11 protein-coding genes and 1 rRNA gene are annotated in these 15383 nt (G+C 48.7%); 1 reads left to right on the top strand and 11 read right to left on the bottom strand.

Annotated elements, in window-relative coordinates; genetic code table 11:
- Positions 1-27: 27 nt before the first annotated feature.
- The 10 genes from C234_RS0107945 to C234_RS17425 all read right to left on the bottom strand — a co-directional run bounded on the left by C234_RS0107945 (position 28) and on the right by C234_RS17425 (position 12666).
- Positions 28-1044, bottom strand: coding sequence for an efflux RND transporter periplasmic adaptor subunit (locus tag C234_RS0107945; RefSeq protein WP_027325323.1), 1017 nt, complete (start codon positions 1042-1044; stop codon positions 28-30).
- A 33-nt stretch (positions 1045-1077) separates the two neighbouring features.
- On the bottom strand, positions 1078-2424 hold the full coding sequence (locus tag C234_RS0107940) for a TolC family protein (protein WP_027325322.1): 1347 nt from the start codon (positions 2422-2424) through the stop codon (positions 1078-1080).
- A 57-nt stretch (positions 2425-2481) separates the two neighbouring features.
- Positions 2482-3126, bottom strand: a complete 645-nt coding sequence (locus C234_RS0107935; protein ID WP_027325321.1) for a TetR/AcrR family transcriptional regulator — start codon at positions 3124-3126, stop codon at positions 2482-2484.
- A gap of 557 nt (positions 3127-3683) precedes the next feature.
- Positions 3684-5183 (bottom strand): histidine ammonia-lyase, encoded by a 1500-nt coding sequence (hutH, locus tag C234_RS0107925; protein ID WP_027325319.1) that lies wholly within the window; start codon positions 5181-5183, stop codon positions 3684-3686.
- Positions 5180-5809, bottom strand: coding sequence for a cyclodeaminase/cyclohydrolase family protein (locus C234_RS0107920; protein ID WP_027325318.1), 630 nt, complete (start codon positions 5807-5809; stop codon positions 5180-5182). The genes hutH and C234_RS0107920 overlap by 4 nt, the downstream gene beginning before the upstream one ends.
- A gap of 20 nt (positions 5810-5829) precedes the next feature.
- Complete coding sequence (hutI, locus tag C234_RS0107915) at positions 5830-7083, bottom strand: imidazolonepropionase (protein ID WP_027325317.1); 1254 nt, start codon at positions 7081-7083, stop codon at positions 5830-5832.
- Between the two features lie 10 nt (positions 7084-7093).
- Positions 7094-7996 (bottom strand): glutamate formimidoyltransferase, encoded by a 903-nt coding sequence (ftcD, locus tag C234_RS0107910; protein ID WP_027325316.1) that lies wholly within the window; start codon positions 7994-7996, stop codon positions 7094-7096.
- Positions 7997-8008: 12 nt separating this feature from the next.
- Positions 8009-9997 (bottom strand): urocanate hydratase, encoded by a 1989-nt coding sequence (hutU, locus tag C234_RS0107905; protein ID WP_027325315.1) that lies wholly within the window; start codon positions 9995-9997, stop codon positions 8009-8011.
- A 267-nt stretch (positions 9998-10264) separates the two neighbouring features.
- Positions 10265-10909: a DUF6563 family protein gene (locus tag C234_RS0107900; protein WP_027325314.1), complete on the bottom strand. Its 645-nt coding sequence runs from the start codon at positions 10907-10909 to the stop codon at positions 10265-10267.
- A 1481-nt stretch (positions 10910-12390) separates the two neighbouring features.
- Positions 12391-12666 carry a hypothetical protein gene (locus tag C234_RS17425; RefSeq protein WP_148295159.1) on the bottom strand — a complete coding sequence of 92 codons (276 nt, stop codon included), beginning with the start codon at positions 12664-12666 and terminating at the stop codon, positions 12391-12393.
- Positions 12667-12741: 75 nt separating this feature from the next.
- On the opposite strand from C234_RS17425, the gene C234_RS0107880 reads away from it, so the two are divergent.
- Positions 12742-14559, top strand: coding sequence for a MutS family DNA mismatch repair protein (locus C234_RS0107880; protein ID WP_027325313.1), 1818 nt, complete (start codon positions 12742-12744; stop codon positions 14557-14559).
- Positions 14560-15155: 596 nt separating this feature from the next.
- On the opposite strand, the gene rrf is transcribed toward C234_RS0107880, so the two are convergent.
- Positions 15156-15266: ribosomal RNA gene (gene rrf, locus C234_RS0107875) — 5S ribosomal RNA — on the bottom strand.
- Between the last annotated feature and the right edge of the window lie 117 nt (positions 15267-15383).

Genomic DNA, 15383 nt, shown 5'->3' with positions numbered 1-15383 from the left:
CGGTTCTCATCACTTATTGTCGATCTTTTATTTTTCCACCTCTACCTCAGCACCGTTTACCAAACGAGACTGGCCCGCAACAACAACCAGGGAGTTGTCCGGCACACCCGACTTCAACTCATACTCGGCTCCTAAACGCCTGCCCAACTCCACTTTGTTGTAAGAGACTTTACCGTCTTTGTAAACATACACATACCGGTCGCCTGAACCGGCCTGCTTAATGATGGCCAAGTCGGGCACCACAACGCGATTCTCCGTAGCAAAGTTCAACGTAGCGCGGGCAAACATTCCGGGGCGCACACGCTGATCACGATTGTTAAGCTTTATCTCTACCTGAAACGTACGAGTCGACGGGTTGATGGTAGGATATACCAAACTGACCGTTCCCTTAAAGATTTCGTCTCCATATACATCCAGTTTTACATCCACCTGCTCTCCCTTCTTTACTTGTGTGAAATAAGCTTCAGACACGTTGATAAGCAGTTTCACCGGAGTAATCTGCTCTACCACCAATACCGGAACACCACCGCCGTACATATCTCCGCTATCATAATTTCGGGCAGTCACCACACCGCTGATAGGGCTTAACAGAGCAGTATTGTCTTGCAGATTCTTATAAGCGGTTTGCTTTATATCGAGTTGCATTTTTGCCGCATCCCATTCCGACTTAGAAGCTCCGCCCACTTTATAAAGCTCGTCGATACGTTTGAATTCCGTTTCCTGATTGTCCAGTTGCAACCTCACTTGTTTCAGATTGGCAGGATCCATTTGCACCAGTTTTTGCCCTTTCACCACTCGGTTACCTACTTCCACCAAAATACGGTCGATACGCACAGGCGAAGAAGGCGCGATGTTGTTTTTCACTTCGGCCTCTACCGTGGCGGTATATTCCTGAATCTGCTCAACGGGGCGGGCAGCCACGGCTGCCAACTTTACTCTGGGTTTCTCTCCGTCTGTTTTCACAGCAACTTTATCTTTTGCGCCTGTACACGAACCGAGCCATACAGTTAGCAGCAAGGTTACGATTTGAATACTTCTTTTCATATTTTGTCAATTGTATGTTTTTAGTGTATAGTTTTATTCCTTTCCCAAAACCTGATCCAAATCCGCCTTCGCACTCAGATAGTCGAAGATAGACTGATTATACGTGAGTTGCGCCTGAGTGAGCGCAACCTGCGAACTGTTCAGTTCCAGCACCGTTCCCTTGCCAACCTCGTAGCGTTTACCGGCAATTTCCACCGCCTTTTCCGCTTGCCGCACATTCTCCTTGTTGCTCACCACTTGTTCGGAGCTGGCGGCCATACTGTTGCGATAGCCGGTCGCCTGCATATTCAGTTTCCGTTCGGTATCAACCCGGTTCCAGTCGAGCTGACGCATCTGAATGCGTGCCGACTTCAATTTGGTGAAGTTAGCGGCCTTATACAAAGGAATGCTCACATTGAACATCAAAGAAGAACTGTTGGTCCAGTTGTAATCGAAAAAGTTGATATTCGAATTATAAAGAGACTGATACTTGTATGAGAAACTCACCGAAACAGACGGCATGAAATTCGTTTTCAACGACTGAATATTTCTTTGCAGCAATTTTTTATTCAAATCAAGCTGTTTTAAGTTTGTATTATTCGCCAATCCTGTTTGCGGTTCGCTCAACTGATCGGCAAACAACGCCGCTTCATAGTTGGCCAGATTATCATCGATCTTTATGTCCACATCGGTAGTAATACCCATCAATACTTTCAACTGCAATTTCGCCAAAGTCACCGCATTATCCGCTGCAATGACATTCGGCTTTATACTGCGCATCTGCACCTCCGCACTGATTTTGTCGAACTCGCTGACAGCCCCTTGCCGATATTTGGCATCGACGATACCGAACTTTTCTTCCGCCAGTCTGTAACTGCCCTGAAGCACCTCATAACTGTCTTGCGCCAGCATGAGCTGATAAAAGGCTTTGGTCACCTGATTTACCAGGCTCAGCCGAGAGGCGCGCGACTTCTCTACCGCCAATTCGATATCGGCTTTCGTCATCGACATGGCTTTATACACAGCCGGAGCGAACAAAGGCAAATTAATGTTTAAAGCAGCATTAGCGGTATTGCTCCCGTCTTTTCCCATCTTAAACGACATATCGTTCAGTTTCATCTCGGCAGCTTTGATCGTATGGTCTAAAACACCGCCCAAGCCGACTTCAGGTAATAAATGCTGCCAAGCTTCCTTGGCGGCCACCTTCTTCAAAGCAATCTCCTCGTCCGCCACTTTAATGGTGGGATTCTCATCCAACGCTATCTGCAAAGCCTTGTCCAACGTCAAACTCAAAACATTCCGTTCAACTTGCGTTTCCTGAGACTTTGCCGTACAAAATGTACAAAGCATCGCCGCAATCAGAAGCATACTTTTACCTGTCAAAACTTTCATCTTATTCATAAAGTCATACCTAAATTAATACTTTAATTATTGTTTATTCGCGACCACTATTCCGGCTCACCCGATTCGGCTCTTTCGATATTCCTGTATAAAACCTTCCAACATTTTCGCGCCTTTTTCGGTAGAAATACCCCGTAAATAAGTGAACATGATAGATTCATACACTTCGATGAAAGGATATTCATTGCAGATATCGGTATCCAGCAGCACATCAAACTGGCTACGCACCAACAGGTTGACTATCCCGAAATTAACATCATCTCTGAAAATTCCCTGTTCCACACCCGACTTGAAAAAGGAGAGCACTTTCTCCGAATCATTGTCATGCCTGTTTTTCACCATGGCATAAATCTTCGGATATTTTTTCATGTCCTCAAAAAAACGCTTGTTCGTTTTGTGAAAGATTTCTATATGCCTTTGAAATACGGCCAGTATCACCTCCAACACATTACCCGATTGGGCGTAAACTCCTTCCACATAGCAATCTCCTTCAGCCTGTTTCTTCAATACACATGCTTCCAGCAGCGATTCTTTATCTGAAAAAACCTCATAAAGCGTACGTTTGGAGATACCCAACGAGGCTGCCACGTCATCCATTGTGATGCATTTGATTCCGTTGGCAGAGAAGGCTTCCATCGCTGTCATTATAATACGCTCTCTTAATTCGGCTCTTTGCGAAAAATCTTTTTCGTGTTCTATCATTACTGTTATAGCTAATTATCTGTTGGACTCTTTATTTAATTTGCTTTTTGGGTATGAAAAGTACGGCAAAGATAAATAGAAAACTCAAATCAATAGTTAAGTTTCCAACTATTTTTATCGTGTTTGATAAAAATTACCAATCGGCGCATCAGATTTCAAAGAATTGTTAATAAAAGAGAAGACAATGCAAAGAGCGATTCCTTGACGGAATGAAGAAAGAACTTCTTGTAATAACCGATTTTTGAGAGAAAGAATTAAAAAGTACCGCTTCTGCCCGACCGAACAGGCGTAAAGCGGTACTTTTACAACATAATCACGAAATTCTGTTGTTAACCGACCGGGATTCGGCCTTTGAGAGAACGCTTTCGATTCATTTGCAACAATTCTTCACCTCGCCGCAAACAAGAAAACGATTCATGCTATCCGATAAAATTCTCGCCATGCGTATAGCCGCTCGCAATCATATCGATATGCCTGTTTCCGGCAAACCGGACTTATCCCTTACGGCACAACCGGCTATCGAATAACGGAATATGCTCCTCGAGTACCTATAAAACTCAACAATCCAGTTGAGTCCTTTTCAGGAAAGCGACGGTCTTATGTATTTCCTTGTACATTACAATGTCGTCTTTCACAAAAGGAACTTCCTTGCGGTAGGCATGCAGGAAGCGTTCCAGCACAGGAGAGGTTTTCAGCGGACGACGAAAATCGATGCCTTGTGCCGCATTCATCAGTTCCACAGCCAATATGTGCTCGAGATTATCCATTACTTTATAAAGCTTCGTGGCTGCGTTGGCACCCATACTGACATGATCTTCCTGCCCGTTGGACGAAACGATGGAATCGCTCGAAGCGGGACAACAGTACATCTTATTCTGGCTGACCATGGAGGCTGCGGCATATTGAGGAATCATGAAGCCGGAGTTCAATCCCGGATTCGCCACCAGAAATTCAGGCAGCCCCCGAAGGCCCATAATCAATTGAGCCACTCTTCGTTCGGAGATGTTTCCCAATTCCGCCAATGCGATGGCAAGGAAATCGTAAGAAATGGCAAGCGGCTGCCCGTGGAAGTTGCCGCCGGAAATAATCAGATCTTCGTCGGGGAAGATGGTGGGATTGTCCGTCACCGAATTAATCTCGGTCAGCAATACCGACGAAACGTAGCGGATAGCGTCTTTCGTCGCTCCGTGCACCTGCGGGATGCAACGGAAAGAGTACGGATCTTGCACATGCTTCTTCGGACGCTTGATGATTTCGCTCCCTTCGAGCAGTTTACGGAATGCCGCTCCTGTTTCTATCTGCCCCTGATGGGGACGCATCTGCTGAATGCAATCCATAAACGGATCGATGCGCCCGTCGAAAGCCTCCAGCGAAAGCGCTCCGATCAAATCGGCCTTGCGCGACAGACGGAAAGCTCTGAGCATGGCGAACACTCCGTTGGCACTCATAAACTGTGTGCCGTTGAGCAAAGCCAGCCCCTCCTTGCTCATCAGTTTCACGGGTTCCCACCCGAACTCATCGAGCACGCTGATGGCTTCGCGCTTCTTACCTTTATAATATACATCGCCTACGCCGATCAACGGCAGAAACAGATTGGCAAGCGGAGCCAGATCGCCCGAAGCTCCGAGCGAACCGCGATCGTAGACAATGGGCATCACATCGTTGTTGAAAAAGTCGAGAATGCGCTGAACGGTGATGAGCTGCACACCGCTGTGTCCCAGCGAAAGGGCATGTGCCTTGAGCAGCATCATCAGCTTGATAATGACCGGACTGATCTCTTCACCCACGCTGCAAGCATGGCTTTTAATCAGGTTCTCCTGAAGAGTTCCCAGTTCGTCCGGCGAAATATTCTTGTTGCACAGCGAGCCGAATCCGGTCGTAATGCCATACAAAGGCTCTTTCGACGAAACGGTTTTCCGGTCGAGGTAATCACGGCATTTCTGAATGCGGAGCTTGGCCTCGGGAGCCAGCTCGAGCTTTAAATTCTCATTGACAATCCGTTCGATGATCTCGAAGGTCAGATCTCCGGAACCGACTTGATAGACATTGGCACTCATACGCGTAAATCTTGATTAACGGCATCCAACAACTCTTTTTCCCGTTCGCGAACAGTCTGCTCCATCCGGTCGGCCTCTGCCTGCAAAGATGACGCAAACTCTTTATCTTTCAGTCCGCCCAGATTGATGCGCACATTAAGTAACGCGCCCAACACCGCATTGCGGGCAGACATCATCGCCACACAAGCGTCCGTCACGGCATTGCGGTTTCCCAGACGAGCCACATCGGCTATCACCGGCATCATTTCCAAAGCTTTGCGGGCCACCTCCATGGGAACAAGGGCTGCATGCTTCGTTGCCTCCTGAATGGCAGCACTCCTTGCCGCCTTCTCTTCGTCGGTGCTTTTGGGCATCTTGAAGCAAGCAAACACTTTATCATACGCTTCCGAATCTTTATCAATCAGACCGACGAACTCCTGCAACCGCTGCGCGGTGGTTTCCCGTGCGTGCAACATTATTTCCTCATGGTCTTCATAGCCCTTCTTGCCGATTGTCAGATTGGCTACCATCGTGGCAAGCGCCGAAGCCAATGCCCCGCTCAGGGCGGCGACGCTTCCACCTCCGGGAACGGGATCGCTGCCGGCTACTTTATCTAAGAAATCTTTTACGGTTAATTCTACTAACATAGTATTAAGTTTTTAGTTAATCAATTTACGGGATATAGCACCCCTTCCTTTATTGTCATCGCCACGGAATTCATACCTATATAATAAGGTAGAACGTGGTAGTTGTCCGAATTCAGAACGACGAAATCGCCCTGTTTGCCCACTTCGATACTTCCGATGCGATGCGCGCGATTCAAAGCAGCGGCACCGTTGAGCGTGAGGGCGGTAATCGTCTCTTCGATGCTGAGATTCATGTAAATGCAAGCAAGCGCGATGGTCAGCGGTATGGAACCGGAGAAGCAACTTCCCGGATTCAGATCGGTAGCAAGCGCTACGGCACAACCGGCATCGATCATTTCGCGGCCACGCGCATAGGGTTCTTTCAGCGCGAACGCAGTCAGCGGCAACAACGTGGCAACCACACCCGCCTCCGCCATTGCCCGAATGCCGGCATCGGATGCCTGAAGCAAATGGTCGGCCGACAAAGCGCCCAGTTCGGCAGCCAGCTCGGCTCCGCCAAAAGAGACAATCTCGTCGGCATGAAGTTTCAGCAGGAAGCCTTCCTCTTTGGCGGCCGAAAGCAAGCGGCGCGACTGCTCTACAGAGAATACCCCTTTCTCGCAGAACACATCGCAGCATTCCGCCAAGTCATCTTTGCGGATAAGCGGAAGCATCTCATCGATCAGGAAGTCGATGTATTCGTCGCCCCGGCCTTTATACTCCTCGGGGAGGGCGTGAGCGCCCAAAAAGGTAGACACAATATCCACCCGCTTATGCTCCGAGTTGTTCAGGCTGCGCATCACTTTAAGCTGGAGCAGCTCGGTGTCGCGATCCAAGCCGTATCCGCTTTTCCCTTCCACCGTGGTCACCCCCATGGCGCTCATCTTCTTCAGAAAGCCTTCGGCTGCGGAACGGAGCTTGAGGAAGTTAAGCGCGCGCGTAGCCTTTACGGTACTGGCAATTCCGCCTCCGCGCTGCATGATAGACATGTAGCTTTCGCCCTTCAAACGCCAGGAGAATTCTTCGGAACGTTCGCCGCCAAATACAAAATGCGTATGCGAGTCGACAAAACCGGGCAACACACAATGCCCCCGGGCATTGTAATGCCAGTAGTTCTGGTAGTAGCCGTCGCGCGACTCCCCGCGATTCTCCCCTACGTAAGTGATGATACCATCGGTCACCTCCACCGTTCCGTTTTCGATAATGCGCAGTTGCGACATTTCCGCACCGCGACGCGCCGTAAATCCTATCGGTGTCACGATGCGGGCATTGAATATAATCAGGTTTTCACTCATACGCCGTTTTTTATTCCATGATACGTGCTTCGAGAACCTGCTGCATGGAGAAGTTCTCCAATCCGAGATAGTACGATGCCGTGTCGATCAACGCCTCCATTGGTACCAGTCCGATAATTTCGCTTCCCACGATACTCACTCCGTAGCGGCGGGCTTCGATGCGTGTAAGCTCGAAAGCCCGGTAAAGCGCGGTGCGGGTATAGTCGGTCATGTTGATGGAAACCTGCGTGATGTTCCGCTCTTTCAGTTCCACCCCCATCGCTTTCACAAAACGCAACCCGCCGTTGATGTGACGGATGTTTTTGGCAATACGGCCGGCAATCTCCAGATCGGGAGTATTCAGGTTGATGTTGTAGGCCACCAGCGGCATGCGTGCCCCGATAGCTACTGTTCCTGCCGTAGGATGCCGTTCGGCGGGGCCGAAGTCGGGCGCCCATTCGGGAAGCTTTATCTTCTCCGCCATGCCTTCGAACTCCCCTTTGCGCACTGTGGCAAGATTTTCACGGTAAGGAGCCGAAGCCGACTTCTCATACAGGAAGACCGGAAGATTATAAAGCCGGGCAACCTGCTCCGCCACCTCTTTCGAAAGAGCGACGGCTTCTTCCATCGTGACGTTTTTTATCGGAATAAAAGGTACTACATCTACCGCTCCCATGCGGGGATGCTGTCCCTGATGCTTGTTCAGGTCTATCAGACGAACGGCTATGCCGATGGCTTCCACCACCGCATCGCGCAATGCTTCCGGTTCGCCTACCAGAGTCACCACCAGCCGGTTGTGATCTTCGTCGTTGCTATAGTCGAGCAACTTCACGCCGCTCTTTCCCCGGAACGGAGATACAATCTGATCTATTTTCGCCAAGTCGCGTCCCTCGCTGAAGTTGGGCACGCATTCTACAATTTTATTCCAATTCATGTCTTTAAGTTATTAGTTTAATTTGTTTAGCCGTTCTATCAATTTTTCATCCGCCAGATAAGGCATCGTGATACGGTAGCCTTCGGAATGCGAACGGTTGAAAGCGTCGATGGTCTCCATCGCATGTTCGTTTCGTGCCCACGAACGGCGCGCCACTCCTCCCATCACATCCCACAACATGGACGAACGGAGAATTTCGTCTACCCGTTCGCTGCCGTCGCACACCATGCCGAACCCGCCGTTCACCGCCTTGCCGATGCCTACGCCTCCACCGTTGTGCAAAGCCACGAGGCTCATTCCGCGCGCGCAATTGCCGGCGAAACATTGCACAGCCATATCCGCCATCACGTTGCTTCCGTCTTTTATGTTCGATGTCTCGCGGAAGGGAGAGTCCGTGCCGCTCACATCGTGGTGGTCGCGGCCCAGCATGATGGGGCCTACCTCGCCCTTGCGCACCATCTCATTGAATCGCAAGGCGATGTTCATTCTTCCTACCGCATCCTGATAAAGGATGCGCGCCTGCGTGCCGACAACCAGCCGGTTCTTCTCGGCATCCCGTATCCAGTTATAGTTATCCCTATCCTGTCCGCGGCGGTTCACGTCGATACACTCCATCGCCGCCCGGTCGGTCTTGATCAGGTCTTCATGCTTTCCGCTCAGGCAAACCCAACGGAAGGGGCCGTATCCGTAGTCGAACAGCTCGGGCCCCATAATATCTTCTACATAGCTGGGCCAGATAAAGCCGTCTTTCTCGTCTGTGCCGTTGCGCGAAATCTCCTTCACGCCCGCATCGTACATGGCTTTCATGAACGAATTGCCGTAATCGAAGAAGTAAGTGCCGCGCGCCACGAGCTTGCGAATCACTTCAAAGTGCCTGCGCAGGGAGATGTCCACCAGCTTTCTGAACTCCTCCGGCGACTCGTGCAACAAGCGTGTGCGTTCGTCGAATGTCAGTCCGGCGGGACAGTATCCGCCTTCATATACGGCATGGCAGGAAGTCTGGTCGGAAAGCAGCTCGATATGAATGCCTTTCTGTTCGGCATACTCCAGCAGGTCCACCACATTGCCATGATAAGCGATGGAACAAGGCTCTCGTTTTTCCAAAGCCGCTTGCGCCATCCGGAAAGCCTCCGGCAAACTCTCTGTGACGTGCCCCACCCAGCCCTGATTATAACGGGTTTCGATGCGCGACGAGTCGACTTCGGCAATGATACATGCCGCTCCTGCGATTTCCGCCGCCTTGGGCTGCGCGCCGCTCATGCCACCCAGCCCGGAAGAAACGAAGAGATGTCCGCGCAAATCTTTATCTTTCGGAATTCCCAATTTCATTCTTCCGGCATTCAGCAGCGTATTGAATGTACCGTGCACGATGCCTTGCGGACCGATATACATCCATCCGCCGGCAGTCATCTGTCCGTAATTGGCAACACCCATTTGAGCCGCGACATGCCAGTCGTGCTGATTGTCGAACATGCCCACCATCATCGAATTGGTGATGATGACCCTCGGCGCGTCGGGACGCGAACGGAACAAACCCAGCGGATGTCCCGATTCGATTACCAGCGTTTGGTCTTGGGTAAGCTCTTCCAGATATTGCATGATGAGACGATATTGCATCCAGTTCTGGCAAACCTGTCCGGTTTCTCCGTAAGTGACGAGTTCGTAGGGATAAAGGGCGATATCGAAGCAGAGGTTGTTGTCGATCATCACCTGAAAGGCTTTTCCCTCGATGCAGCGTCCGCGATATTCATCGATGGGTTTCGCTTTCAAATCGCCTGCGGGACGGAAGCGGTATCCGTAGATCCGCCCGCGCGTGCGTAGTTCTTCCAGAAATTCCGGAGCCAATTGTTCGTGCCATTCCGTAGGAATGTATCGCAATGCGTTTTTCAGGGCTGTAGCCGTTTGCGACGGGGTAAGCGTGTACCCGCGATCGGGAGCCCTCCGAATACCTTCTGCAAAATCAGGGTATACGGGAAGTGTGTCGCAAATAGTCTTGTTCATCATAACTCAGAATTAAGATTGCAAACTGTAAGCAATTTCGCTTGATAACTCCCGCAATATAGAGAAAAAAGAAGAAAAAAGAAAAGAATCGGGATAAAAAGATTGGCATAAAGGCAAAAAACAATTATCGGAATGATATCCGGCAAGAAAGAAAGTCTGTGGCGCCTGCGCCCGGCAATTGAAAAAATCCTCTTGTTTTAGCCCTGAATTGTTACAAATTAAAGCTAAAACAAGAGGATTCCATGCGTGATACAAGAAAAAGCGGCTTTATTCTTTCACTTCTTTCAGCATCATGATGTATTTAAACGTGGTTTTGGTTTCCTGGCAGTTCTCTTTCAAATATGCCTGCCGCCATTCCGGATATCCTTCAAGCAGCTGAAGCATCCGTTCTTTGCCTACGAAATCGACTTTACCGGTTTCTCCGTTAAGCTCGTAACACACCCGTTTATTCACCAAACCGGAGGTTGCGAGGGCGTCTCCCACCTGACCGCCTAATTTCTGGTCTTCTTCACCGACAAACAGGCTTCCGACAACAGAGCCTACGGGCATAGCGGAAAAATAAATGTTGTTTCCCAAACGGACAGCCGGGGCAAACCAACCGCCGAATCGCAGCCGTTTGTATCGCAGCTTGCGGCAGTTGAGATACAGATCGCCCTCATCGCTGAGCACGGCAAAGCAGCGCTTCTTCAATACATGGCAAAGGAGTTCGTTGTCGCCCGCCGTAATCCGGTAATCGGCTCCGCCCGTCAGCAGTATCTGGCTCTTCGAACGCTTTTCGATACGCAACGTAGTCACAGTATCGCCTTTCTGGGCAAGCAGATTCTTCAGGTTCACATAGACAATATGCTGTTGCGCCAATAACGGAAGGCTCAGAAAACTCATTAACAATGCCAAAAGATATACTTTCTTCATACTTTCCCTTTTTTGAAAGATTTCATGCTTTTCGAGTGGAAAAATACTCATTTCGACAGAATTAAGCAAACTTATCCTTTATTTTTTCAGTGTATCAAACTATTTTCCCGCGACCCGGCGACCTGTCTCGCAGCACATTCCCGCACCATCTGCCGAAATATCCTTTTTTGCTGCCGCGCTTCGTAAGAGACGGATGAACGTCTGCCGATTCGATATATTCAACACGTTTACCCGTGAAATGGTTTATTCCGGACCTTCGGGCGTTTTCATTTCGAAGTCGATAAACTTTGTTTAGCCGCCAAATGGTTTATTCCGGACCCGGCGCGAAGCAGCACGAAAGCAAGAAGAACGTCGTCAAGCGCAATGAATTTCATCAAAAAACGGGAGATAGGAGTTTCGCGCACAGCATGAGAGCAAAGGCGTATCATTAAGGGAGACGATAGACGACATAGTTATCCACCGTTGAAAACATCGTAAGAGATAATTAGTTTCCCACCGGGGAAACTTTATTTTCCCCGTATGGAAACTTTTGTTTCCCCGGTGGGAAACTTTTGTTTCATCAGTGGGAAACTTTGGGTGCATCAGTGGGGAAGTTTGGGTTAATCAGTGGGGAGGGCCGGTTTATTAAAACAGAGCTTCTGTTTCATCAAAAGAAAAGTTCTATTTCATCAAGAGAGAGCTCCTAACTCATTAAAAGAGAAGTTCTGATTCATCGAAACAGAGCTTCTGTTTCATCAAAAGAGAACTTCTGATTTATCGAAAGAAAATCTCAACTCCATTAAAAGAAAACCTTCGGTTCATCAAAGAGAAGCTCCTGTTTTATCAAAATGAGATCTCTGATTCATTGAAAAAGAGCTTTTGATTTATCGAAAAGCAACCCCTCCTCCATCAAAAGAAAACTGTTGCAGGATTCTCACTTATTAGCTATACTCAAAGAGAAGCTCCTGCTTCATCAAAATGAAAACTCTGATTCATTAAAACAGAACCTTTGATTCATTGAAAAAGAGCTTCTGATTTATCGAAAAGCAACCCCTCCTCCATCAAAAGAAAACTGTTGCAAGATTCCCGGCTTATTAGCAGCATTCAAAGAGAAGCCCCTATTTTATCAAAATGAAATCTCTGTTTCATCAAAACAGAGCCTCTGACCCATTGAAAAAGAGCTTCTGATTTATCGAAAAGCAACCCTTCCTCCATCAAAAGAAAACTTTTGCAAGATTCCCGGCTTATTAGCAGCATTCAAAGAGAAGCCCCTATTTTATCAAAATGAAATCTCTGTTTCATCAAAACAAGACCTCTGATTCATTGAAAAAGAGCTTTTGATTGATCGAAAGAAAATCTCGGCTCCATTGAAAGAAAACCTCTGATTCATCAAAACAGAACCCTTGCCCCGTTGGCAGGAAACGGTGATTTAACTTTGTCAGTAGGACCTTTTTCTGCATTATCCGTAAGCGCAACTGTCTCCGGGCAATACTGTTTCTATCTCAAGCACACATGTTCTTGAGTGCAATTCCCCTACAATTGGGGCGTTCCTGATGAATCTTCCCCCCCGGCACAAGGTCGATCCCCATTGGAGTCATTCCACGAGGACTCATATAACGAAGGTCGTTAACGTACGATCGACAACGCTCTTTACAGCCTACCTCGTTCGAGCAACTGATGAAACGTGCCGCAAGGGGGTTCTTGTTTCGTCCGGCGACAGAACGTCCGAAAGCAAACGACGGCTTATTCACCCCGTGCACCCCGACTCTTCCGAACATTACACACTCGCGCGCTATTGTCTCTATAAAGAATAATATTTATCTTTGCCAACCAATAGTAAACAGCAATATCCCATGAATAACAAGATAAAAAGCATCGAAGAAACATACCGCAAGATTGTAAGCGAATCTGAACAACATTTACAAAAAGCAAGAAAACATATTGCACGGATCAGCTTTCTGCGCGTTATTCTTTTCACCGAAGCTGTCGTCTCTTTCTTTCTTTTCTACAACAGAGGATGGAATTATATACTTCCGCTGTCCGTGCTTCCTTTTTTCGTCTTCATCTGGCTGGTGAAAATACACAATCGCTGGTTTTACCGGAAAGATTACCTGAAGAAAAAGATAGAAATCAACCGACAGGAATTAAAGGCACTGCACGGTGACTTCACGGCGTTCGACGCCGGAAACGAATACATCGACCCGACGCATCTGTACTCTTTCGATTTGGATGTGTTTGGAGACAAGTCGCTGTTTCAAGCCGCCAACCGCACGTCCACAAACATCGGGAGCCGGCATCTGGCAGATTGGTTCAAACATCCGCTGGAAGAGAAAGAGCGCATCGTGAAACGGCAGGAAGCCGTCGGCGAACTTTCGAAGGAGTTGGAATACCGCCAGAACTTCCGGCTTTTCGGGCTTCTGAACAGCGCGAACGCCACGAGAACAAACGAAATCTATGAGTGGGCGAATGCTCCGATACGCTACCGCAAACACTTGCTGCTACGGATTCTGCCCGCTTGTATCGCCTTGCTGAACGCGTGCTTCATCGGAGCCGCCATTGCCGACGCGCTTCCTTTCACCCTTGCGGGCATCGTATTCGTAGGCTGTGTCACATTCAGCTTCGTGTTCACTCAAGGCATCACCAAGCTGCAAATCACCTACGGCAAGAAGTTGCAGATTCTTTCGGCCTATGCCGACCAGATTCTGCTCACCGAACGCAAAGAAATGCGGAGCGAGAATCTGCGGGCTCTGCAAAACGAACTGACGGCGCATGGGAAAAAAGCGTCGCAAGCGCTTCACCGCTTGTCGCACCTGCTCAACGGGCTCGATCAGCGAAACAACATATTGGTGAGCACCATTCTCAACGGACTTTTCTTCTGGGAGTTGCGGCAGGTGATGCGCATAGAGCAGTGGAAGGAAGAGAACGGCGCGGAACTTCCGCAATGGCTGGAGGCAATCGGCGAGATGGATGCGTACTGCTCGCTCGCCACTTTTGCATACAATCATCCGGACTACATCTATCCGGATGTGTCCACACTTCCCTTCGAACTGGAAGCCGAAGCGTTGGGACACCCGTTGATGGCGCCCGAACGGTGTGTATGTAACGACATAAACATAGAGAAACGCCCTTCGTTTATCATCGTCACGGGGGCCAACATGGCGGGCAAAAGTACTTATCTGCGCACCGTCGGCGTGAATTACCTGCTGGCAAGCATCGGTTCGCCGGTATGGGCGAGGAAGATGATCTTCACCCCGGCGCGCCTCGTCACGAGTTTGCGCACGAGCGATTCGCTCACCGATCACGAGTCTTACTTCTTCGCCGAGCTTAAGCGTCTGAAGCTGATTATCGACAAGCTCCGGAACGGAGAAAAGCTCTTCATCATTCTGGACGAGATATTGAAAGGAACCAACTCGACGGATAAGCAGAAAGGCTCTTTCGCGCTGATCAAGCAACTCATATCGATGAACGCGAACGGAATCATCGCCACGCACGACTTGCTCCTAAGCACTTTGGCGGATGCCTTTCCGGAGAATATACGGAATTACTGCTTCGAAGCCGACATTGCAAACAACGAACTCACTTTCTCGTATCGAATGAGGGAAGGGGTGGCGCAGAACATGAACGCCTGCTTCCTGATGAAGAAAATGGGGATAGCCGTCATCGATGACTGATCCCCCTCCAACGGGCCAACTACTAATTGGAAAAGAAAGGATGAAATGACAGCGCAGCCCGAACAGCCGGCTGTAAGATTTGTCGACTACACGGTTTTCTTTCAACATCCTTGTTGGCAGGAAATAAAATCAAAGAGCGGTGATAACAGAATAACATAAGAAATCAACATGTTTAAGCCGTTGTACCTTACACGGATTGGAGAAAAAGTGTTACCGTACAGCAATAAAAGAGAACAAACTTTCAAATCCGTTTCTCCGAATCATTCAACGCAAAGATCAAATCATTCGGAGCTTCAGTAAGAGGAGTGACGGATATCAGGTTTCCTTTTCAGACTGACAAAACTATATGCTTAATCCCCCTAGTTTGTCGGGTGAGCCCAGAATATTACCGATTTTGGTGGAGCAAAAGATGGAGCGCAAAGATATTTGCATGAATTATTAAATCCCCAAGAATAATGACAGAGCCAAAAACAGGCGCTCACCCGAAATATCGGGTGGGCCAACAGCCTGTATACAGCGACCGGCAGTGAAAGGTGGGTAAAAAAAAAGATTCCCCTCTCTTCCTTCTGAGGGGAAAAGAGGGGAATACAAGAAAAAAAAGGCGGCGACCTACTCTCCCACTGTGACGCAGTACCATCGGCGCGGCGAGGCTTAACGGCTCTGTTCGGAATGGGAAGAGGTGGAACCCTCGCGCTATAACCACCTGAAAAAGGTTATGACATGAGAAAAAAGAAAAAAAACGAGGCTAAAAGAATATACCAAACAAAAAGGGAGTAAAATAAATCCAAAGGAAAAACCCCGGAAAAGAAAGAATACGGGCAATT

Source organism: Bacteroides pyogenes DSM 20611 = JCM 6294, from assembly GCF_000428105.1.
Taxonomy (GTDB): Bacteria; Bacteroidota; Bacteroidia; order Bacteroidales; family Bacteroidaceae; genus Bacteroides; species Bacteroides pyogenes.
The sequence above is the reverse complement of the archived record's forward strand: the minus strand, read 5'-3'. Positions and strand labels throughout refer to the sequence as shown.